20 protein-coding genes are annotated in these 20,361 nt (G+C 70.2%); 11 read left to right on the forward strand and 9 right to left on the reverse strand.

The features are described from left to right. Positions 1 to 61: 61 nt before the first annotated feature. Together MRBLWS13_RS16980 and MRBLWS13_RS16985 are read left to right on the forward strand one after the other, a co-directional pair. Complete coding sequence (locus tag MRBLWS13_RS16980; protein WP_349426498.1) at positions 62 to 1,192, forward strand: ABC transporter ATP-binding protein; 1,131 nt, start codon at positions 62 to 64, stop codon at positions 1,190 to 1,192. Beyond that, entirely contained in the window at positions 1,189 to 2,286 is a 1,098-nt protein-coding gene (locus MRBLWS13_RS16985; RefSeq protein ID WP_349426499.1) for an ABC transporter permease, read from the forward strand. The genes MRBLWS13_RS16980 and MRBLWS13_RS16985 overlap by 4 nt, the downstream gene beginning before the upstream one ends. Positions 2,287 to 2,310: 24 nt before the next feature. Here MRBLWS13_RS16985 and MRBLWS13_RS16990 read toward each other — a convergent pair whose 3' ends face one another. Then, positions 2,311 to 2,775 carry an SRPBCC domain-containing protein gene (locus MRBLWS13_RS16990; RefSeq protein WP_349426500.1) on the reverse strand — a complete coding sequence of 155 codons (465 nt, stop codon included), beginning with the start codon at positions 2,773 to 2,775 and terminating at the stop codon, positions 2,311 to 2,313. A gap of 16 nt (positions 2,776 to 2,791) precedes the next feature. Between MRBLWS13_RS16990 and MRBLWS13_RS16995 the strand changes: the two genes are divergently transcribed. Then, on the forward strand, positions 2,792 to 3,115 hold the full coding sequence (locus MRBLWS13_RS16995; protein WP_349426501.1) for a metalloregulator ArsR/SmtB family transcription factor: 324 nt from the start codon (positions 2,792 to 2,794) through the stop codon (positions 3,113 to 3,115). Between the two features lie 6 nt (positions 3,116 to 3,121). On the opposite strand, the gene MRBLWS13_RS17000 is transcribed toward MRBLWS13_RS16995, so the two are convergent. Beyond that, on the reverse strand, positions 3,122 to 3,898 hold the full coding sequence (locus MRBLWS13_RS17000; protein WP_349426502.1) for an alpha/beta hydrolase: 777 nt from the start codon (positions 3,896 to 3,898) through the stop codon (positions 3,122 to 3,124). Between the two features lie 229 nt (positions 3,899 to 4,127). On the opposite strand from MRBLWS13_RS17000, the gene MRBLWS13_RS17005 reads away from it, so the two are divergent. The 3 genes from MRBLWS13_RS17005 (at position 4,128) to MRBLWS13_RS17015 (ending at position 6,996) form a co-directional block, all read left to right on the forward strand. Further along, the gene (locus MRBLWS13_RS17005; protein ID WP_349426503.1) at positions 4,128 to 4,733 is read left to right on the forward strand and encodes a GntR family transcriptional regulator; all 606 of its coding nucleotides are present in this window, start codon (positions 4,128 to 4,130) and stop codon (positions 4,731 to 4,733) included. A 195-nt stretch (positions 4,734 to 4,928) separates the two neighbouring features. Further along, positions 4,929 to 6,305: a potassium transporter TrkG gene (locus tag MRBLWS13_RS17010; protein WP_349426504.1), complete on the forward strand. Its 1,377-nt coding sequence runs from the start codon at positions 4,929 to 4,931 to the stop codon at positions 6,303 to 6,305. Then, positions 6,298 to 6,996, forward strand: coding sequence for a TrkA family potassium uptake protein (locus MRBLWS13_RS17015; RefSeq protein WP_349426505.1), 699 nt, complete (start codon positions 6,298 to 6,300; stop codon positions 6,994 to 6,996). Before MRBLWS13_RS17010 ends, MRBLWS13_RS17015 begins: the two co-directional genes overlap by 8 nt. 53 nt (positions 6,997 to 7,049) lie before the next feature. Here the strand turns inward: MRBLWS13_RS17015 and MRBLWS13_RS17020 are convergent, their stop codons facing one another. Further along, a complete protein-coding gene (locus MRBLWS13_RS17020; RefSeq protein WP_349426506.1) occupies positions 7,050 to 7,526 on the reverse strand; it encodes an SRPBCC family protein in 477 nt (158 codons plus the stop codon). Positions 7,527 to 8,070: 544 nt separating this feature from the next. Between MRBLWS13_RS17020 and MRBLWS13_RS17025 the strand changes: the two genes are divergently transcribed. The 5 genes from MRBLWS13_RS17025 to MRBLWS13_RS17045 all read left to right on the forward strand — a co-directional run bounded on the left by MRBLWS13_RS17025 (position 8,071) and on the right by MRBLWS13_RS17045 (position 13,721). Next, on the forward strand, positions 8,071 to 9,462 hold the full coding sequence (locus MRBLWS13_RS17025) for an AAA family ATPase (RefSeq protein WP_349426507.1): 1,392 nt from the start codon (positions 8,071 to 8,073) through the stop codon (positions 9,460 to 9,462). Positions 9,463 to 9,805: 343 nt separating this feature from the next. Beyond that, entirely contained in the window at positions 9,806 to 11,848 is a 2,043-nt protein-coding gene (locus MRBLWS13_RS17030) for a VWA domain-containing protein (RefSeq protein ID WP_349426508.1), read from the forward strand. Between the two features lie 173 nt (positions 11,849 to 12,021). Beyond that, positions 12,022 to 12,735, forward strand: coding sequence for a head GIN domain-containing protein (locus MRBLWS13_RS17035; protein ID WP_349426509.1), 714 nt, complete (start codon positions 12,022 to 12,024; stop codon positions 12,733 to 12,735). A gap of 427 nt (positions 12,736 to 13,162) precedes the next feature. After that, on the forward strand, positions 13,163 to 13,327 hold the full coding sequence (locus MRBLWS13_RS17040; RefSeq protein ID WP_349426510.1) for a hypothetical protein: 165 nt from the start codon (positions 13,163 to 13,165) through the stop codon (positions 13,325 to 13,327). Between the two features lie 79 nt (positions 13,328 to 13,406). Beyond that, positions 13,407 to 13,721, forward strand: a complete 315-nt coding sequence (locus tag MRBLWS13_RS17045) for a TraR/DksA C4-type zinc finger protein (RefSeq protein ID WP_349426511.1) — start codon at positions 13,407 to 13,409, stop codon at positions 13,719 to 13,721. Positions 13,722 to 13,773: 52 nt separating this feature from the next. Here the strand turns inward: MRBLWS13_RS17045 and MRBLWS13_RS17050 are convergent, their stop codons facing one another. From MRBLWS13_RS17050 to MRBLWS13_RS17075, 6 genes are read right to left on the reverse strand one after another with little or no spacing between them, the layout of a single operon-like run. Further along, on the reverse strand, positions 13,774 to 14,427 hold the full coding sequence (locus MRBLWS13_RS17050; protein WP_349426512.1) for a prolyl oligopeptidase family serine peptidase: 654 nt from the start codon (positions 14,425 to 14,427) through the stop codon (positions 13,774 to 13,776). Beyond that, entirely contained in the window at positions 14,424 to 15,977 is a 1,554-nt protein-coding gene (locus tag MRBLWS13_RS17055) for an arylsulfatase (RefSeq protein ID WP_349426513.1), read from the reverse strand. The genes MRBLWS13_RS17050 and MRBLWS13_RS17055 overlap by 4 nt, the downstream gene beginning before the upstream one ends. Then, the gene (locus tag MRBLWS13_RS17060) at positions 15,974 to 16,900 is read right to left on the reverse strand and encodes a dihydrodipicolinate synthase family protein (RefSeq protein ID WP_349426514.1); all 927 of its coding nucleotides are present in this window, start codon (positions 16,898 to 16,900) and stop codon (positions 15,974 to 15,976) included. The genes MRBLWS13_RS17055 and MRBLWS13_RS17060 overlap by 4 nt, the downstream gene beginning before the upstream one ends. Then, positions 16,900 to 18,519 carry an FAD-dependent oxidoreductase gene (locus MRBLWS13_RS17065; RefSeq protein WP_349426515.1) on the reverse strand — a complete coding sequence of 540 codons (1,620 nt, stop codon included), beginning with the start codon at positions 18,517 to 18,519 and terminating at the stop codon, positions 16,900 to 16,902. The genes MRBLWS13_RS17060 and MRBLWS13_RS17065 overlap by 1 nt, the downstream gene beginning before the upstream one ends. 20 nt (positions 18,520 to 18,539) lie before the next feature. Continuing rightward, positions 18,540 to 19,361 carry an ATP-binding cassette domain-containing protein gene (locus MRBLWS13_RS17070; RefSeq protein WP_349426516.1) on the reverse strand — a complete coding sequence of 274 codons (822 nt, stop codon included), beginning with the start codon at positions 19,359 to 19,361 and terminating at the stop codon, positions 18,540 to 18,542. After that, entirely contained in the window at positions 19,358 to 20,347 is a 990-nt protein-coding gene (locus MRBLWS13_RS17075; protein ID WP_349426517.1) for an ABC transporter ATP-binding protein, read from the reverse strand. Before MRBLWS13_RS17075 ends, MRBLWS13_RS17070 begins: the two co-directional genes overlap by 4 nt. Positions 20,348 to 20,361: the final 14 nt, after the last annotated feature.

The following is a 20,361-nucleotide window of genomic DNA, read 5'->3' on the forward strand; positions in this document are numbered from 1 at the left end:
CGCGACCCCTGAGCGCCGTGGCGACGACGAGAGAGGCGCGCCTGGTGGATAGAGTGAGCGCGTGACCACCCCCGGCATCGTCGTCCACGGTGTTCAGCGCTCCTTCGGACAGGTGCAGGCCGTGCGCAACGTGACGCTGCGGGCGCACGCCGGTCGGGTCACGGGGCTCGTCGGGCCGAACGGCTCGGGCAAGACCACGCTGCTGCTCATGCTCGCGTCGCTCCTCGCTCCCGACACGGGCTCCATCCGCATCGACGGCATCGATCCGGTCGCCGATCCGCAGGCGGCGCGTGCCGTGCTCGGCTGGATGCCCGACGCGCTCGGCGCGTGGAACTCGCTCACCTCGCGCGAGACGCTCACCGTGACGGCGCGGCTGTACGGGATGCCGACGGCCGCGGCATCCGCCCGCGCCGATGCTCTCCTGCACGAGGTCGGCCTCGTCGACCTCGCGGACGCCCCGGCCCGCGTCCTCTCGCGCGGACAGAAGCAGCGCCTGGGACTCGCGCGCGCACTCGTGCACGACCCGCGCGTGCTGCTGCTCGATGAACCCGCGTCGGGACTAGACCCCCAGGCGCGCATCGAGCTGCGGCTGCTGCTGCGGCGGTTCGCGGCCGAGGGGCGCACGGTGCTCGTATCGAGCCACATCCTCTCGGAGCTCGAAGAGGTCGTCGACGACGCCGTCTTCCTGATGGCGGGAGTCACCGTCGATCCGGCGCGCGTCGAAGCGGCGTCGCGCCGCGCACGCCCGTGGCGCGTGCGGCTGGCCGGAGCCGAGCCGTCCGCCGAGAGCCTCGACCACGTGGCGGGTGCGCTGCGTGTTCCCGTGGAGAGTCTCGGCGTCGACCGCCGCGACATCGTGATGTCGTTCGAATCGGAGGATGCCGCGGCCGCGGCCCTGCGCGACCTCCTCTCGGCCGGGCTCGACGTCGTCGAGTACGCCGCGGCGCAGGGCGCGCTCGAGCGCACCTTCCTGGACCTGGGTGAGGGGCGCCCTCCTCAGGCGCCGATGCCTTCCGCGCCGACGCCTCCGGCGGGCGCGCCGCAGACGCCGGTGCCGCCCGCATCCGCGCCACCGCCAGCGCCGCCCACCGCTCCGGCATCCGCACCTCCGGCATCCGCACCCCCGGCACCCCCGCGTCCGGCGTCGGCAGCACCCGGCGGCGACGCGGGCGAGAGCGAGGCGACCTCGTGAACGGTCAGCGGCTCGGCACCATCGTCGGCCTCGAGCTGACGCAGCGCACGCGGAGCGTGGCCTGGTACGTGCTCCTCGGCGTCTTCGCGCTGCTCCTGGTCATCGTCACGGCGCTCTCGTTCCTGGCGTGGGGTGCCGCGTACCAGCCCGGCGGCGCGATCTACTCGACGATCGTCTACATCACGCTGCTGCTCGTGGTGCTCGTCTCGCCGACGCTGAGCGGCAACGCGATCAACGGCGACCGGGATGCCGCCACCCTCGCGCCCGTGCAGATCACCCTGGCGACGACGGCCGAGATCCTCATCGGGAAGTTCCTCGCGGCGTGGATCACGGGACTCGCCTTCGTGGCGGTGTCGGTCCCGTTCCTCGCGGTGGCCACGCTGGCCGGCGGGGGAGAGCCCGCGACCATCGCGGTGTCGCTGCTCGTGCTCATGTTCGAGGTGGGCATCATCGCGGCGATCGGAGTCGCGCTCAGCGGCATCCTTTCGCGCCCGCTGTTCTCGGTGGCGAGCACCTACCTCGTCGTCGCGGCGCTCGTCATCGGCACGCTCATCGCGTTCGCGCTGGTGGGATACTCGATCCGGTCGGAGGCGACCAGCAGCTACCGGTCGTTCGAGTACGGCGAGTACTCCGGCGACACGTTCCCGTGCATGCCGGGGGAGGAGTCGAGCGACGAGTATCCCTGCGACGAGGATGCCGAGGTGCGCTGCGGTGAGTGGCAGACGTCGACGTACGAGGTGCCGCGGTTCGACCGCGTGTGGTGGCTGCTCGCCGCGAACCCCTTCGTGATCCTCGCCGACGCCACGCCGACGCAGTTCGACGCGTACGGCAATCCGAACGACCTCTTCGGCCAGATCAAGTTCGGCGTGCGGGCGGCCCAGCAGCCCCCCGACCTCGAACAGCGCTGGGACGACTGCGCCCCCGATCTGCAGAACGACCGGCCGACGCCCGAGGAGGTCATCGACCAGTCGGCGCCGATCTGGTTCGTCGGCATGGCGCTGCAGCTGCTGCTCGCGGCCGGACTGATGTGGTGGGCCTGGGCGCACACCCGCACCCCGGCCGGGCGCCTGCCGTCGGGCACCCGCATCGCCTGACGGTCGAGGCGAGACCGGCGCTCGTCAGGCGTAGAAGCCGTCGCGCAGGTTGATCCCGTGCTCGACCCATACCTTCAGCGCCGCGAGCATGCCGGTCCAGCCCTCGCAGTTGCCGAACGCGCTCTTCGCGCCGTCGGGGCTGGCCTCCCACGCCGACTCGGTGATGGTCACGAGGGTGCGTGCGCCGTCGTCGATCGGCTCGAACTCGAACGTGGTCGTGGTCTCCGACTCGACGCCCGCGCGGGCCTCCCAGCGGATGACGAGCTTCCGCGGCGGGTCGGACTCTACGACGGTCACCGGGAACCGGCCGGGGAAGTCCGCGAAGTCCCAGGTGACGTCGGCGCCCTGCTCGAGCCGGCCCTGCGCGCCGCCGGTGGTGAAGTAGCGGGACAGCTGCTCGGGGTCGGCGACGGCCTCGTAGACGTCGGCCGCCGGCCGCGAGACGCGCCCCGACACGGTGAACGAGAGGGCGGTGAGTTCTTCAGACATGTTGTAGTTTTATAACATGACGGATGCCGAGCACAAGGGGTCCGATGACGACCTGGTGTTCAAGGCGCTCGCCGCCCCGCTGCGCCGGCGCATGCTCGATGCCTTGAAGGACGAGCCGCTCACGACGGGGGTCCTCTGTGCGCGCTTTCCCGAGGTCGATCGCACGACCGTGCTGCAGCACCTCCGCGTGCTCGAGCGGGCCGAGCTCGTCACGGGCCGCAGGATCGGCCGAGAGCGTCACCTGGCCCTGGCGCCGGTGCCGATCAAGCGCATCCATGACCGCTGGATCGGGGAGTACGCGCGCGCCGCCGTCGACCTGCTCGACCGGCTGAACGACTGACGGTGTCTACCCGAGGCGCTCCTGGATCACGCGGGCCGTCGCCGCGGGGTCGGGACGATGCATCACCGACTCGGGAACGACCACGAGCTCCGCGCCGTCCATGGCGTCGGCGAGGCGGTCGGCCGCGGTGACCAGGATCGGGAAGGTCTGCTCACCGCGCAGCACCGTCACCGGCGCCGCGACGCCGAGCATCTCGTCGGTGGGGAGGGACGCTTGGCGGACGAGGTTGGTGTCGTAGACCGTGGACTGGGCGAGCGGGAGCAGCGAGGCGAACTGGTCGCTCGCGCGGATGCCCTCGACCATGTCGCGCGGGAGCCCGACGCTTTCGAGCTGGAAGGTGACGATCGCGTCGTCGAACCGGCCCTCATCGACGTACTGCTGCAGGCGGTCGGCGAGGTCGTCGGCCGGCTCGTCGACGCCGAACCGCAGCGGCGGCTCCGAGAGGAACAGTGCGCGCACCGGCACGCCGCGGGATGCCGCGACCAGCGCCAGCACCGCGCCGGACGAGTGCCCGAGCACGGCCGCGTCGCCGCCGACCGCGTCGATCACCGCCGCGAGATCCTCGACCTCGCGGTCGGGCGTCGAGTGCCGTGCGTCACCGCTGGAGCCGCGGGCGCGGCGGTCCCACGTGACCGCCTGGAAGCCGGCATCCGACAGTGCCTGCGCGAGCCCCGCGGCGTCGGCGGCCGTCGACATCGCGCCGTTGACGATGACCACGGTGGGGCCATCGCCGGTCGCTTCATACGCGATGGGGGTGCCGTCGGCGGAGGTCGCGGTGCGCATGGCGTCAGCAAACCACGGGCCGCCGACATGCGCCAGGCATGCGGCATCCGTTCCTCAGATCGTGCGCGCCCGCGCGCGAGCGGTGGCGTCCGTCACCGATCGCCGAGGTGCGCGCTCACGAGCCCGCCGCGCTGCGCGGCCGCCCGTGAGCACCGCGGGCGAGGCCGCGGGCTGGCATACATTAGGCACACTCCACCGTCCCACCCCACTCCGTCGAAAGGTGTTCTGCATGGCGAACGACGTTCCGCTCGGCCTTGCCGACCGGTCGCTGTCCGTCAAGATCTATGAGGAGCTGCGCGAGCGGATCATCGAGGGCACGCTCGCCGCGGGCGAGCGCATCCGAGAGCGGGAGCTCGCGGCGGAGTTCAACGTCTCCCGCATCCCCATCCGCGAGGCGATGCCGAGGCCGGAGGCCCAGGGATTCATCAAGACCCTGCCGCGCCGGGGCGCCGTGGTGACAGAGATGACGCTCAACGACGTCGAGGAGCTGTTCGTGGTGCGCTCGAGCCTCGAGGTGCTCGCCGCCAAGCTCGCGGCACAGGCGTGCGCGGCCGGCGCCTCGTCGGACGAGCTCTTCGCGCGACTGGCGAGAGCGGAGGCAGCACCGGATGCCGGCGGCGACCGGGACATCACTGCCGCCAACTCCGCGCTCCACGAGGAGATCCTCGACCTGTTGAGCTCGTGGTGCTCGACGCGTACGATGCGGAGTCCGTGGTCGTCGACCAGCCCGCGCGCCGGCTCGTCATCGCACGGGGGCGCATCGTCTACAGCGGGGCGGTGTCGGAGCAGTTCCACGGGACGGCCGGCGATCACTTCGGCGGCGAGGTGGCGGTAGGTCTCGGTCGCGCGCGGCGAGCGGAGCACGCCCACCGCTTCTGATTCCGTAAGTGCGCCGCGTTGCGTCGGACGAGATGTCGCGCACCGCGTTCCGATCGGCTCCAGCGGCTCGCGCGAATCGTGCGAGCCCCACTGCGACGAACGCGCGTCAGGCCCCGTGCGACGCGACCGCCGCGAACGCTAAGGTGCGTGAGTGAGCACGCGGGTGGATCTGAAGCGCGCGCTGCGCCGGGGAACCGGCCGGCGGCTGCGGCTGCATCCGGCCCAAGCCGTCGTCACCGGCTTCGGGATCGCCGTCGCGGTGGGAACGGTGCTGCTGATGCTTCCCATCTCGAAGGCGGGAGCCGGCGGGGCGACATTCGTCGAGGCGCTCTTCACCGCGACGAGCGCGGTCTGCGTCACCGGCCTCACCGTCGTGGATACGCCCACGTTCTGGACGCCGTTCGGCCAGGTGGTGATCCTGGGCCTGATCCAGCTCGGCGGTCTCGGCATCATGATCTTCGCGTCGCTGATCGGGCTGGTACTCGCCCGCAAGCTCTCGGTGCGGGCCCGGCTCAACACCGCCGCCGAGGCGAAGGTGGTCGGCTTCGACGACGTGCGAGGGCTGGTCCGCGGCATCGTGCTGACCTCCCTCGTCATCGAGGCCGTCACCTTCGCCATCCTCTTCGTGCGATTCCTCACCGGCTACGGGTACGGCGTCGGCCAAGCCGCCTGGCACAGCTTGTTCCACGCCGTCTCGGCGTTCAATAACGCCGGCTTCGCGCTGTACAGCGACAATCTGATCGGATTCGCCCAGGATCCGGTGGTCTGCCTGCCGATCTGCGCGGCGATCATCCTGGGCGGACTGGGTTTCCCCGTCCTCCTGCAGCTGCGCAAGGAGTTCCGCCGCCCCCTGCACTGGTCCATGAACACCAAGCTGGTGCTCTGGGCCACGGTTGTGCTGCTCGTCGGGGGAACCGTCTACATCACCGTCCTCGAGTGGAACAACCCCGACACCCTGGGGGCCATGCATCCTTGGGGGCGCCTCCTCGCGGGCTTCTTCCAGTCGGTTCAGACCCGCACCGCGGGCTTCAACTCGGTCGACATTGGTGCGATGCGCGACGAGACCTGGCTCGGGATGGACGTGCTCATGTTCATCGGAGGCGGACCTGCCGGAACCGCCGGCGGGATCAAGGTGACGACGTTCGCGGTGCTGTTCTTCATCATGATGACCGAGCTGCGCGGCGAAGGCGCCGTAAACATCTTCGGCAAGCGGCTTTCGCGCGCGGTGCACCGTCAGGCGATCACGGTCGTGCTGATCGCCGTTGCAGCCGTCGTCGTCGGCGCCGTCATCCTCATGCTCCTGTCGGGTGAGAATCTCGACCGGGCGATGTTCGAGACGGTGTCGGCGTTCGCTACCGTGGGCCTGTCGACCGGCATCACGGCGAGCCTGTCGCCGGCAGCGCAACTGGTTCTCGTGATGCTGATGTTCCTCGGGCGGCTGGGGCCGCTGACCCTCGGCTCGGCCATCGCCCTGCGCGAGCGCCGCATCCTGTACGAGCTTCCGAAGGAGAGGCCTGCCATTGGCTAGATTCCCGTTCTTCGGCGGGGACACCTCCCGTCGCATCGCCGAGGCGGACTCGGTCGCCGTCATCGGACTCGGCCGGTTCGGCAGCGCTCTCGCTCTGGAGCTCGTCAGCGGTGGCACGGAAGTGCTCGGCATCGACCTCGACGAGGACCTCGTCCAGTCGTTGAACGGTGAGCTGACCCAGGTCGTGCGCGCCGACTCGACGAAGTACGAGGTGCTCAAGCAGCTGGCCATCGACGAGTTCGACCGGGTCGTGGTCGCGATCGGCGGGGACATCTCGGCATCGATCCTCACGTGCTCCGTGCTGCGCAGCATGGAGATACCGGTCATCTGGGCCAAGGCGGTCGACGACCGCCACGGTCTGATCCTCGAACAGCTCGGCGTGCACCACGTGATCTACCCCGAGAAGGACATGGGGCGCCGTGTCGCCCATCTCGTGCGCGGCGCGGCGCTGGATTTCATCGAGGTCGCACCCGGCTACGCGCTGGTCAAATCCCCCGTCCCGTCGACGATCCAGGGCATCCCGCTGGGCGATACGGCACTGCGCAAGAAGTACGGCGTCACGATCGCCGCGTATCACCATGAAGGCGGGTCATGGACGAACGCCGACAACACCACGGTGCTGCAGACCGGCGACACCATCCTTGTGGTGGGCCCGACGAAGGATGCCGAGGGCTTCGCGCAGCTGCGGTGAACGTGAGCGGGCGCTGACGGGCGAGAGCCACCGCAGGTTCGCGCCCCGCGGCCTCAGCCCACGGCGTGCCCGCCCGGCCCGAAGGACGCCGCGAGCGCCTCGAGCGTGACGGTGCGCTCCTTCATCGCGATCCTCCGAAGGAAGGGGGTCGCCAGCCGATACATGCCGTACGTGCGCATCTTCGCGTGATGGTGCACGAGCGTCGTCTCGTCGTCGGTCGCCTCGAGCCGATACGCCGGCCAGCCCTCCAGCTTGAAGCTGCCCCGCTTCGTCTTGTCCCACCAGTGGTAGACGAGCGTGTGCGGCGGCTGGAACTCCGCGATCTCACCAGGGGTGGGGCCGTACGACGTGTCGTCGAGATAGGTGGTGCCGAGGGCCGGGGCGCCGGGCGAGGTCTGCGTGGTGCGTCGCAGCATGCTCCCCTTGTCAGGCATCCACTCGTTGTGGCCCTCGATGTCGGCGAGGCGGGCGAACACCGCGTCGATGCCGGCAGGGACGGTGCGCGTCAGCTCGAACTCGATGACACCCATGCGCTCAGGGTACGACCGGGAGGCCGCCCGTGTATCGGTGACCGTGTGACGGGCGCGCCCCCCGGTCGTTGAGCGGAGGGCGCTCTGGCGCCCGCAGACGAAACGCGTCGGAGTGCGGTCGACGCCGGTTCGGCGCGTTTCGTCTCGCTCGTTCCTCGCTCGCTCAACGACCGGAGCGAGGAACCGGTCGTTGAGCGGAGGGCGCTCTGGCGCCCGCAGACGAAACGCGTCGGAGTGCGGTCGACGCCGGTTCGGCGCGTTTCGTCGTGCTCGTTCCTCGCTCGCTCAACGACCGGAGCGAGGAACCGGTCGTTGAGCGGAGGGCGCTCTGGCGCCCGCAGACGAAACGCGTCGGAGTGCGGTCTGCGCCGGGTTCGGGGCGTTTCGTCGTGCTCGTTCCTCGCTCGCTCAACGACCGGGGGGTAAGGAACCGGTACTTCGACGCGGGCCTGAGCCGACGCGCGTCGCCGAGAACGCTCATCGGGCGCCGAGGAATTTCGCCGATCCGGCCCTCGCACCCCCGGGGCAGTCCTACCCTCTCGTCATGACACCATCGCCTTCCGGAATCGCGACGGCCGGGCAGTTGCGCGCATCGGGTCACACCTATCGGCCGGTGCGGGTCGAACTGCGCGAGAACCTCCTCGACGCACTCGCGAACGGTCGCGACCCGTGGCCCGGCATCCACGGCTTCGACACGACCGTGATCCCGCAGCTCGAGCGCGCCCTCCTGGCCGGCCACGACATCGTGCTGCTGGGCGAGCGCGGGCAGGGCAAGACGCGACTGCTGCGCAGCCTCGTGGGGCTGCTCGACGAGTGGTCTCCGGTCATCGAGGGGTCGGAGCTCGGTGAGCATCCGTTGCACCCGATCACGCCGGCATCCGTCCGCCGAGCCGGCGAACGGGGTGATGACCTTCCCGTCGCGTGGCGCCACCGCAGCGAGCGGTACGCCGAGAAGCTCGCCACCCCCGACACGTCGGTGGCCGACCTCATCGGCGACGTCGACCCGATCAAGGTGGCGGAGGGTCGCTCGCTCGGCGACCCCGAGACGATCCACTACGGGCTCGTGCCGCGCAGCAACGGCGGCATCGTCGCGATCAACGAGCTGCCCGACCTGGCGGAGCGCATCCAGGTGTCGCTGCTCAACGTCATGGAGGAACGCGACATCCAGATCCGCGGGTATGTGCTGCGCCTCGACCTCGACGTGCTCGTGGTCGCGACCGCGAATCCCGAGGACTACACGAATCGCGGCCGGATCATCACGCCGCTGCAGGACCGCTTCGGCGCCGAGATCCGCACCCACTACCCGCAGACGATCGACGAGGAGATCGCCGTCATCCGCCAGGAGGCCGACCTGGTCGCCGAGGTGCCCGCCCACCTCCTCGAGGTGCTCGCGCGATTCACCCGCAACCTGCGGGAGTCGGATGCCGTCGACCAGCGCGCCGGGGTATCGGCGAGGTTCGCGATCGCCGGTGCCGAGACGATCGCTGCGGCGGCCCTGCATCGCGCGACGCGGCAGCGAGAGGAGGTCGCCGTCGCCCGCCCGGTGGACCTCGAGACCGCCGTCGATGTGCTCGGCGGCAAGATCGAGTTCGAGACGGGGGAGGAGGGGCGGGAGCGCGCGATCCTCGAGCATCTGCTGCGCACCGCGGTCGCCGAGACCGCCCGGGCGCACCTCCGCGGGCTCGACGCCCGCGTGCTCGCCGATGCCCTCCACGACGGCGCGACCGTCATGACCGGCGAACAGGTGACAGCGGCCGACGTCCTCGCGGCGATGCCGGTGCTCGGCGAGTCCGACCTGTACGACCAGGTGGCCCAGCGACTCGAGGCCGTGACGCCGGGGGAGCGTGCCGGTGCGCTCGAACTGCTCCTCGAGTCGCTCTACCTCGAGAAGCGCATCGGCAAGGACAGCGCGGACGGGGAGACCGTCTATGGATGAGCACTGCCGGTCGTTGAGCGAGCGAGGTACGAGCGAGACGAAACGCCTCGTAGCTGGCGTAGACGGCAATCCCGACGCGTTTCGTCTTCGGGCGCTAGAGCGCCCTCCGCTCAACGACCGGCGGTCGAAGTACCGGTTCCTTACTCACCGGTCGTTGAGCGAGCGAGGTACGAGCGAGGCGAAACGCCTCGTAGCTGGCGTAGACGGCAATCCCGACGCGTTTCGTCTTCGGGCGCCGGAGCGCCCTCCGCTCAACGACCGGGGGGCGAAGTGCCGGTTCGAGCGAGGTACGAGCGAGACGAAACGCCTCGTACCAACGACGCGCCCGAGCAGAGGCACGTAAATGCCGCGGAGCTTCCACCGCACGCCGGCGCACACGGCGCGGTACGGACGGTACAGCGGCGGCGATCCGCTCGCGCCGCCGGTCGAGGTGCAGTCGGCGCTCGAGGCGATCGGGCAGGACGTGATGGCGGGGACCTCGGCCGAGCGGGCGATGCGCGAGTACCTGCGGCGCGGAGACCGCAACCGGGAGGGGCTCGACGACCTGGCTCGGCGTGTGCGCGAGCGCCGGGCCGAGCTGGTGGGGCGGCACCGGCTCGACGGCACGCTCGAAGAGATCCGCAGGCTGCTGGACCGCGCCGTTCTCGAGGAGCGCAAGCACCTCGTGCGCGACGTCCAGCTCGACGACGACACCCGTTCCTTCGCCGAGATGCGCCTCGAGAATCTGCCGCCCAGCACAGCCGCGGCCGTCAACGAGCTCGCCGACTACGACTGGCAGAGCCCGAGCGCACGTGCGGACTACGACCGCATCCGCGAACTGCTCGGCCGGGAGATCCTGGACCAGCGATTCGCCGGCATGAAGAACGCGCTCGAGAACGCGACGGATGCCGACCGCCAGGCGATCCGCGACATGCTGAACGACCTCAACGACCTGCTCGAGAAGCGGCGGCTGGGCGACGACACGCAGGAGGACTTCGACGAGTTCTTGCGCAGGCACGGGGATCAGTTCCCGGAGAATCCGCAGAACCTCGACGAGCTCCTCGACACGATCGCCGAGCGTTCTGCGGCGGCGCAGCGGATGCTCAACTCCATGACCCCGGAGCAGCGGGACGAGCTCATGGGCCTGGCCGCCCAGGCGTTCGGGTCGCCCGACCTCATGCAGTCGCTGTCGCGCCTCGACGACAATCTGCGCTCGCTCCGGCCCGGCGAGGACTGGACGGGCTCGGCATCCTTCTCCGGTGATCAGCCGACCGGTCTCGGTGAGGCGACCGGCATCATGCAGGACCTCTCCGATCTCGACGCGCTGACCGACCAGCTCAGCCAGACATACCCGGGCGCGCGCATGGACGACATCGACCTCGATGCGCTCGAGCGCCTGATCGGCGAGGACGCCGCCGTCAGCGCCCGCACCCTGCGCGAGCTCGAGCAGGAGCTGAGGGACACCGGGATGCTGCAGCGCGCGTCCGACGGACAGTTGCGGCTGACCCCGCGGGCGATGCGCCAGCTGGGACGGGCGCTGCTCCGCGACTTCGCGACGCGCCAGTCGGGTCGCACCGGCCGCCGTGAGACGCGCCATGCTGGCGCCGCCGGCGACCGCACCGGTTCGACGCGGGAGTGGGCGTTCGGTGACACCGAGCCGTGGGACATCCCGCGCACGGTGTCGAACGCGGTGCTGCGGACGGTGCTCGAAGGCGCCGACGCCTCGGCTGGCGTGCGACTCGACACGCGCGACGTCGAGGTCGTCGAGACCGAGCAGCGCACGCAGGCCGCGGTCGCCCTCCTCGTCGACACGTCGTTCTCCATGGCGCTGGACGGCCGCTGGGTTCCGATGAAGCGCACCGCGCTCGCCTTGCACCACCTCATCTCGACGCGCTTCCGCGGTGACAGCCTTCAGTTGATCGCGTTCGCCCGCCACGCCGAGGTGATCGACATCGAACGACTGACCGCCAAGGACGCCGAGTGGGACAAGGGCACGAATCTGCAGCACGCGCTGCTGCTGGCCCAGCGGCATTTCCGTCGCCACCCGACCGCGCAGCCCGTGCTGCTCATCGTCACCGACGGCGAGCCGACGGCCCACCTGCGGCCGGATGGTCGCGTGCACTTCGCCTACCCGCCGGATGCCCGCACGGTGGCGGTCACGGTGCGCGAGCTCGACACCGTGCAGCGGCTCGGAGCCCAGACGACGTTCTTGCGGCTCGGCGAGGACCCCAGTCTCGCCCGATTCATCGACGCCCTCGCGCGGCGAGCCGGTGGGCAGGTCGTCGCCCCCGAGCTCGACGACCTCGGGCGGGCCGTCGTGGACAGCTACCTCGGCTCGCGGCACACCGGGCGCGGGTCGCCCGAGGACTTCGGTGACATGCTGCACGGGCGGTCGTGGTGGTGGTAGAGCCGGACGCGCACTCGTCGCCCAGCTCGCACCCGCTCGTTGTCGAGGCTGTCGGGGACGTTGAGCACGTTCGCGGCCAGAGCGATTCAGCCAGGTGACGGGACCTTCGGTCCGTGGCACCCGCGCGGCGAGGGCTTGAATGGCGCATGCTCGTGGGAAGGAAGGAGTCACCGATGAACTCGATCGGATGCCGGCTGCCGAACGTCGTGATGATCACGGCGTCGGTGCTCCTGCTCTCGGGGTGCTCGCTGACGATCCCCGTCGGGCCACAGACCAGCGAGGAGCGGGACATCGGCGAGGTGTCGCACGTGATCCTCGACACATCAGGTGATCTCGTCGTGTCGGAGGGAGAGCCGGCACTCACGGTGCACGCGCCGGAGGGGGTGATCGAGCGTCTCACGTCCGAGGTGAACGGCGACACGCTCGTGCTGGCCGCCGAACCCGGCTTCACGATGGGGTTCGGCGACGTGCGGTACGAGCTGACCGTGCCGCGGCTGGAGCTGGTGGAGCTGAACGGCTCAGGCGATGTCGAAGCGACGGTCTCGGCGGACGGCACCGTGCAGCTCGACCTCGACGGGTCCGGTGACGTCGACTGGTCGGGCCTGGAGGCCGATCGCGTCGAGGTGCGTCTCTCGGGCTCGGGAGACGTCGCCCTGGTGGGCTCGGCCGCCGAGCTGTCAGTCGACCTCGAGGGCAGCGGCCACGTCGACGCCGAACAGCTCGAGGCGGAGGATGCCGTCGTCACCCTCTCCGGATCGGGCGAAGTCGACGTCTCGGCGACCGTCAGTCTCTCCGTCGACCTCTCGGGCAGCGGTCAGGTCTCGTACTCCGGGGATCCGAGTACCGATGTGCGTGTGTCGGGTTCGGGAGACGTCGTGCGTCGCTGAATGCCATCGATGCCGAGAGAGTCGCCTACTTCGATCCGTTCGACCAGCCGACCGCGGTGCAGCCGCCGGGATGAATTCGCTCCTCGCCCGGGTCATGTCGGCGCGTGGCTCCGCGTAGGTCGTCGGCGGGAGGGTCCGGCTGCCGCGCCGTTCGTCAACCGGACGCGCCTTTGCGTGGCTTGATGAACGCTCTTGACTCCGCGCTCGCGCGCTTCTCGGCGCGCTTCTCCTTGAGTGATGACTGAGCGACCTTCTTCGCGCCGCGTGCTCTTGGTGATCTGCCTGACATGACGACTCGCTTCCCCTGGTCGGCTGGCGGGTGAACCCTCGACCATAGCCGCCTTCTCAGGAAAGCCAACTCGCCGACTCGCGCCAGGGAAAAAGCCGCTGACTTGCCTTTTTCTGGAACCGGGCTATGGTGATGGCCATGACCACGATGGCCCGCCCGCACCGCATGGAGCGTCTCGCCGACGCCTCCGTGGTGACGGCCGTGGTCGATATCGCGGGTGCTCGCCACGAGGTGCTGCCGCCCCGGCTGAGCGGCGCGGATGGACTGCGCCCGCAGCCCACCCGTCGCGTCGCGCCCCCGTAGTACCGATCACCTCGATCGGTCCGAACCGGACACCCCGCGCGTCGCACATGCGGCGCTTTTTTCTACCCGAGGAGCACAAATGTCCATCGAAGTCACCGAGTCCGTTCCTGTTGCCGGCGTCCAGCGCGAGCTCGAGCGGCAGCTCGAGGAACGGCTGGCCCTCATCCAGGAACTCGCACCATTCGCGCTGCCGAGCGTCGACCCTGCTGCTTGCCAGGCGACGGCATCCCACCGGGTCGCGATCGAGCAGATCACCGCGGCGCTGAATCGGATCGCCCAGGGCACGTACGGCCGCTGCACCCGGTGCGGTCGGCAGATCGCGTCCGCGCGGCTCGAGGTACTCCCGTACGCGGCCGCCTGCATCGAATGTCAGAGCCATGCCGAAGCCGCGTAACCGCAAGCCCGTCGCCAGTCAGTGCTGCCCGGCGGGGCCGTACGTGCCGGTGCTACGGCGCCCATCCGTAGGACCGCAGCCACGATCGGCACAGGGTCGTCCAGGCCGAGGCGGGGCCGGCTTCGCGGGCGAGTCCGAGCGCATGATTGCCCCGCTCGAAGATGTGCGCCTCGTGCGGAACACCCGAGCGCGCGAGTGCCGAGCCGAGCAGGTAGGCATGCTCGACAGGCACGACGGTGTCGCCCACGGTATGCCAGAAGAACGAAGGCGGCGCGTCGGGGGACACCAGACGGTCCAGCGACGTCGCTACCCGCAGCGCGGCGTCGGCGTCCTCGCCGAGCAGATTGATGCGTGATGCACCGTGCGAGCCGAGCTCCATGGACACGACGGGGTACGCGAGCGCCACGAAGTCGGGCACCTCGTCGCGCTCGCCGTGCGGTGCGTAGGCGGCGAGTCCCGCCGCGTGCCCGCCTGCCGAGAACCCCATCAAGCCCACGGTGTCCACACCGGCCGCGCGACGGCTTCCGATCTCTGCCCGAATCGCGAGCAGAGGACCCGGATGCCGCGTCATCAGCGGGTAGCGGAAGACGGATGCCGACAGCCCGATCGACGCCAGCCAATCGACGATCGGCTCCGACGAGCGCTCCGCGTGTGTCGCATAACTGCCGCCTGGGAGCACGAGGACGTGCACGGACGCGCCGCTCACTGAGGCACCGCCCGACCCCGCTGCCGGAAGTCCTCGAGCACGCGCTCCCAGGGGATCACCCCGTTCGCTTCCGCCCACCGCTGCCACGCGGCCTCAAGATCGGCGACGACGTCGGGGTGCTCGGCAGCGACGTCGGCCGTCTCGCCGCGATCGGCCTCGAGGTCGTACAGCTCCCAGGGCCGGCCGGACTCACGGACGAGCTTGAAGCGCCCGCGGCGCGCGGCGGCGTTGCCCATGTGCTCCCAGCAGAGGGTGCGCTCCGCCGGAGCGTCCCCGGACCCGGGCTGCCGCCACCGCTCGAGGAGACTCACCCCGGGGCCGTCGCCCGGTTCGTCGACGGCATCGAGGATGCTGGGAACGATGTCGACGATGTGCGCGGGTGCGTGCGCGATCTCGCCGCCGGCGATGCCGCCGCCGGGCCAGTGGGCGATGAACGGGGACGCGATACCGCCCTCGTGCACCCAGCGCTTGTAGAGCCGGAACGGAGCGTTCGACAGATGCGCCCACGGCCGTCCGTAGCTGGAATAGCCCGCTTCCGGGCCCGGGCGGATGCCCGGCTCGTTCCCGACCATGACCTCGACGCCGTCGCGCGTGAACGGCGGGCAGATGTCGGGGTTCATGCGGCGCTCCGAGAACGGAAGCTCTTCGGCACAGGCTCCGTTGTCGGAGCAGAAGACGATCAGCGTGTCGTCGTGCACGCCATGGGCGTCGAGCGCCGCGATCAGGGTGCCGATGCCGCGGTCCATGATCTCGACCTGGGCCGCATAGACGGCCATGCGTTCGCTCTCCCACTCGGGGTCCGCAGCATCCGTCCACCGCGGCACGTCCGGATCGTAGGTGGATTCGGCAAGGGGCGCGATCCCGAGCTCGTGAAGCCGCTCCGCCCGCTCTTCTCGCAGCCGATCCCAGCCGCCCCGGTACCGCTCTCGGTACCTCGCGACATCCGCCTCGGGCGCGTGCAGCGGCCAGTGCGGTGCCGTGTAAGAGAGGTACAGGAAGAACGGCGTCCCCCGCTGCGCCGATCGCGCGACGAAATCCGCGGCACGGTGGGAGAGGTCGTCGGTGAGGTAGTAGTCCGCCGTCGTCTCTTCGTCCAGCCTCCGCTCCCCGTCGTACAGCCGAGGCCGGTAGTAGCTGGATGCGCCGGGGAGGATGCCGTAGAACTCGTCGAATCCGCGATGGGTCGGCCACGTCTCGTTCGGCGCCGAGATGTCGGAGGACAGATGCCACTTCCCGACCAGGGCTGTGGCGTATCCCCGAGCCTTCAGCCGTTCGGCGATCGTCGGCGCGTCGACGCTGAGTGATCCCGCGTACCCGTGGGGACGGTCGTCCGTGGTGAGGATGCCGATACCGACCGAGTGGGACTCGCGGCCCGTCAGCAGCGCCGCGCGCGACGGGCTGCAGCGGGGAGTCGCGTAGAACGCGCTCATGCGCACCCCCGTCGCAGCGAGCCGATCCAGGTTCGGGGTCTCGATCTCGCCACCGAACGCCCCGGCATCCGAGAATCCGAGGTCGTCGGCGAGGATGACGACGATGTTCGGAGCCGTCATGAGGGCGTTCCGCCGCCGTCGAGGAGAACCGAGCGGTGCGGCGCGATGAACGCTTCGAGCGCACTCCTCTCGGATGCCGTGCACGCCGCCAGCGGCGGGGCAACGTGGGGCGGCAGCAGGCCGAGGAGGTCGAGGATCGCCTTCACCGCGGGCACACCGGGCCGGATGCCGTGCAGCCCGGTGAGCGCCGTCGTGATCCGCTGCGCCTCGTCGGCGGCGGCGTCGTCGCCCGTGCGGAGGGCGGCGACGATCCGGAGCGCCAGTGCAGGCGCGACGTTCCCGGTGCCGGGCACGATGCCGTCGGCGCCGAGACGCAGTCCCGCCACGAGTGCGGTCTCGCCGCCCTGACTGACGCCGAAGTCGGGACGCGACTCCTTGAGGGCCAGGAACCGCGTGAGCGTCTCGAGATCGCCGGAGCTGTCCTTCACCCCGACGACGTGCGCAAGGGCCGGAAGTTGCTCGATGACAGCCGGGCTCATCTCGTTCGTGTAGCGGGGGAGGTTGTAGACGATGACCGGGATGCCGAGCCTCTCGAACCGACGGTAGTGGTCGAGGATCTCGTCGTCCCGATGCCGGAAGTAGAAGGGAGGACACAGGGCGGCGGCGTCCGCCCCCGCATCGACCGCGATCGTGCCGCGCTCCAGCGCCTCCGTCGTCGCGGGCGCCGTCGCATTGACGACGACCACCCCGGCCGGCACGCGTTCGCGCCAGGCGGCGACCATCTCGGCGACGTAGGGCGACAGGCTGCTCGTGGCGAGCAGCGGCCCCTCGCCGTTGCTCCCGAGCAGCATGAGCTTCGTGACGCCGGTGCGGGCCATCGCGTCCAGCAGCCGCGTGCTGGCCGAGGCATCCGGCATGCCGTTCTCGTCCAGGCCCGTCACGAGCGGGACGACCAGGCCATCGAGCAGTTCGACGCCGTTCATCAGTAGGGGCGCACTTCCGGCAGATCGGGCCACGCGAGCTCGATGCCCGCCGCGACGAGCCGCGCCTGGAAGTCCGCGAGCTCCCCGTCGTCGTTGCGCACGCCGGAAGGCGTGAGGCCGCGTTCGAGGCAGTGGGCCGCGAGAAGGCCCGCCACCTCGCCGACGTTCCACTCCACCGGGTGAAGGCGGAAGCAGCCGTTGGTGATGTGGGTCGTGCCGATGTTCTTGCCGGCGGGAAGCAGGTTGGTCACCCGCTGGGGGATGAGCGCTCCGAGAGGGATCTGGAACGGGCAGCTCGCGACGTCGATGTAGTTGTCGCCCCCGGTGGAGGGGTGCAGATCGATGCGGTACATGCCGATGCCCACGCTGTCGGCGTAGTCGACGGAACCCGCGTCGCCCCGGACCGCGAACGAGAGGTCCTGCTCGACGACCGTGTACTCGGCGCGGATCCGGCGGGACTCCCGGATGTACGGCGCCTTCGCGAAGCCGTCCGGCGTGCCCATGACGTCAGGTCGCAGCCGCAGCCCCGGCCAGCCGCGGCCGCCATCGGGACGCGGCACTTCGGTCTGCAGCCAATAGAGCATGCTCCTGGCAAGCTCGCGGCTGCCGTCGAGGTGGCGCTGCTTCTCGTCGTCGCTCACCCCGATGAGGCTTCCGTCCAGGTAGTCGATCATCGGCCAGTTGACGATCGTCACCTCGCTGTCGCAGAACCCGGGCTCGAAGACATCGCGAGAGACGATGCGGCGGAAGGCCCACAGTTCGCGGTCACCGGGATCGACGCTCTGATCGGCGACCACCTCGGCGGCCTTCTCGTGCGGCACGAAGCGCCGCTCCAGCGGCTCGAGCGTGCGCGGGTCCGGCGCGGTGAGACCGAGCAGTGGACCCGGCCAGTAGTCGGGGCGATACGAGCGCCAGTAGTCGTAGCAGGCGGGTCGCTCGATCGTATGGTCCTCGCCCTCGCGGTACTCGAGCGCGAACACCCACGAGAACGCCTGCATGTTGTCGGGCTGTGACTCGTCGGACGCGCTCGGCTCGCCCGTCTCTGCACGCGACTCGAATCCCGTGACGAACTCCGTGCCCGTGAGGGGAAGCAGGTCGCCCAGTTCGGTCGCGTCCAGGAAGTACCGCGCCGTGACCGTGACGTCGCCGCGGGGACCGCTCAGGGTGACGGCGGTGACCTCATCTCCGTCGGTGTCGGCGGCCACCGGGACGTGGTTGTACAGGATGCGCAGCCGCCCGGACGTGAGGTAGGGCGAGAGCAGGGACTCGAGGACGGATGCCGCGACCCGCGGTTCGTGACAGAGCCGGCTGACCCGCCCGCGGCCGGGATTGAGCTCGGGGTCGCCCATCGCCTCGGCCGTGAGCGGATACCAGCGCCGATAGTGCTCGCGGATGCTGTCACGCAGGGCGCGGTACGTGCGCGTAGCCCCGAATCGCTCGATCCACGGATGCTCGTCCGGGGGCACCCCCTGACTGGTCAGCTGACCGCCGACCCAGTCGGTCTCTTCGCTGATGATCACACGAAGCCCGCTGCGCACGGCGCTCAAGCCCGCCGCCACCCCTCCGAGCCCTCCTCCGACGATCATCACGTCGCACGTCTCGACCCCGACTTCAGCCAACGCTCTCCCTTTCATTGTGCTCATGTCGCGGCATCCGCTGATGCCTCCGCGCCGGACGGATCCAGCGCGGCGGCCAGGAGGTTCCGCGTGTACTCGTGCTGCGGTGCGCCGAAGATCTGCGCGGCGTCGCCGGATTCGACCAGCTCGCCGTGGCGCATGACCACGACGCGGTCCGCGATCTGCCGCACGACGCCGAGGTCGTGCGAGATGAACAGCATCGACAGCCCGTGCTCCTGCTTGAGATCCACCAGCAGACGCAGGATCTGAGCCTGCACCGAGACGTCGAGGGCTGAGACCGCCTCGTCGCACACGAGCAGGCGCGGCTTCATCGCAAGGGCCCGAGCGATACTGACCCGCTGGCACTGTCCGCCCGACAGCGCGGAGGGCCGGCGGTCGGCGACGCCTGAGTCGAGACCGACATCGTCCAGCAGCGCGGCGAGGGCCTTCTCGCGATCTCGAGCGGGTGCGATCGAGCGGTTCGTGCGCCACACCTCGTTGATGATCGCGCGCACGCTCATCCGGGGGTTCAACGAGGAGCGCGGGTCTTGGAACACCATCTGAAGCTCGCGCTTGAGTGCGGCGGGGCGGCGCGAGACCACGTCGAGCGTCGCGCCGCCGAACGTCATCGTGCCCTCTTGCGGGCGCTGCAGGCCCACGACGCAGCGGGCGACGGTCGTCTTTCCCGAACCGGACTCGCCGACCAGTGCGAGAGTCTCGTTCTCGCTGAGGGTGAACGAGACGTCATCGACCGCCCGGCGAGCAGGCGGCATACCAGGCTTCTCGCGACGTTTGCGGCTGAAGTCGACGACGAGGTCGCGGACCTCGAGCAGATCGCCGTTCATACCGGGACCTCCTCGGCGAAGTGACACGCGCTGCGGCGGCCGGGACCGACTTCGATCAGCGTCGGGTCCACGTCGCGGCAGATGTCGCGTGCCATGGGGCATCGGGGGTGGAAGGCGCAGCCGGTGGGACGAGCGCGCGGATTGGCGGGTGCACCGGGAAGCGGGTCGGCGATCGCGCTCTTCGCGCTGACAGAGGGAACGCTGCGCACGAGGGCGCGGGTATAGGGATGCCGCGGCCGCCGCAGGAGCTCGCGCGCCGGGCCACGCTCGGCCACCCTGCCGGCATACATCACGACGAGGTGGTCCGCGACGTGCGCCATGACGCGCAGATCGTGACTGACCAGGAGCATCGCAGTCCCCTCGTTGTCCCGCAGCGAGCGCAGCAGGTCGAGGATGCGCGCCTGCACCGTGACGTCGAGTGCGGTCGTCGGCTCGTCCGCGAGGATCAGCTGCGGTGTGCCGGCGAGTGCGAGCGCGACCATCGCCCGCTGGCGCATGCCGCCCGAGAACTGGTGGGGGTAGTCGTTCGCGCGAGCGGCGGGATCGGGGATCCCCGCCCGGTCGAGCAACGCGACCGCGGTGCGCTGGGCCTCGGTGCGGCTCGACCCGTTCGCACGCAGGATCTCGCCCACCTGCTTGCCGATGCGCTGCGTCGGATTCAGGGCGGCGAGGGGGTCCTGGAAGATCATCGAGATCTCACGACCGCGGACCTTGCGCCGTTCGTCCTCGTTCATGGTCAGCAGGTCCCGACCACGGAAGCGGATGCGGCCGCCGGTCGTGGAGCCGGGAGGCAGCAGCCCGAGGACGGCCATGGCCGTCATCGTCTTGCCGCTCCCGGACTCCCCGATCAGACCGGTCGTGGTGCCCGCCTGCATCGAGAACGAGACGTCGTCGATGATGCGCACGGGACCTTCCGCTCCGGGGACGTCGACCGTCAGGTTCTCGACCTCCAGCAGCGGCGGTTCTGTGCTCCGTGCATCTGTCATCGACGATCCCCGTT

The sequence above is a fragment of the Microbacterium sp. LWS13-1.2 genome (genome assembly GCF_040144835.1).
Classification (GTDB): domain Bacteria; phylum Actinomycetota; class Actinomycetes; order Actinomycetales; family Microbacteriaceae; genus Microbacterium.

Excerpts from the sequence above, each read along its gene's own strand:
- MRBLWS13_RS17005 (WP_349426503.1), top strand. The coding sequence starts at position 4,128 with ATGGCGAACGACGTTCCGCTCGGCCTTGCCGACCGGTCGCTGTCCGTC.
- MRBLWS13_RS17045 (WP_349426511.1), top strand. The coding sequence starts at position 13,407 with ATGTCCATCGAAGTCACCGAGTCCGTTCCTGTTGCCGGCGTCCAGCGC.
- MRBLWS13_RS17040 (WP_349426510.1), top strand. The coding sequence starts at position 13,163 with ATGACCACGATGGCCCGCCCGCACCGCATGGAGCGTCTCGCCGACGCC.
- MRBLWS13_RS17055 (WP_349426513.1), bottom strand. The coding sequence starts at position 15,977 with ATGACGGCTCCGAACATCGTCGTCATCCTCGCCGACGACCTCGGATTC.
- MRBLWS13_RS17025 (WP_349426507.1), top strand. The coding sequence starts at position 8,071 with ATGACACCATCGCCTTCCGGAATCGCGACGGCCGGGCAGTTGCGCGCA.
- MRBLWS13_RS16995 (WP_349426501.1), top strand. The coding sequence starts at position 2,792 with ATGACGGATGCCGAGCACAAGGGGTCCGATGACGACCTGGTGTTCAAG.
- MRBLWS13_RS17075 (WP_349426517.1), bottom strand. The coding sequence starts at position 20,347 with ATGACAGATGCACGGAGCACAGAACCGCCGCTGCTGGAGGTCGAGAAC.
- MRBLWS13_RS17020 (WP_349426506.1), bottom strand. The coding sequence starts at position 7,526 with ATGGGTGTCATCGAGTTCGAGCTGACGCGCACCGTCCCTGCCGGCATC.
- MRBLWS13_RS17000 (WP_349426502.1), bottom strand. The coding sequence starts at position 3,898 with ATGCGCACCGCGACCTCCGCCGACGGCACCCCCATCGCGTATGAAGCG.
- MRBLWS13_RS17030 (WP_349426508.1), top strand. The coding sequence starts at position 9,806 with ATGCCGCGGAGCTTCCACCGCACGCCGGCGCACACGGCGCGGTACGGA.
- MRBLWS13_RS17035 (WP_349426509.1), top strand. The coding sequence starts at position 12,022 with ATGAACTCGATCGGATGCCGGCTGCCGAACGTCGTGATGATCACGGCG.
- MRBLWS13_RS16990 (WP_349426500.1), bottom strand. The coding sequence starts at position 2,775 with ATGTCTGAAGAACTCACCGCCCTCTCGTTCACCGTGTCGGGGCGCGTC.
- MRBLWS13_RS17070 (WP_349426516.1), bottom strand. The coding sequence starts at position 19,361 with ATGAACGGCGATCTGCTCGAGGTCCGCGACCTCGTCGTCGACTTCAGC.
- MRBLWS13_RS17060 (WP_349426514.1), bottom strand. The coding sequence starts at position 16,900 with ATGAACGGCGTCGAACTGCTCGATGGCCTGGTCGTCCCGCTCGTGACG.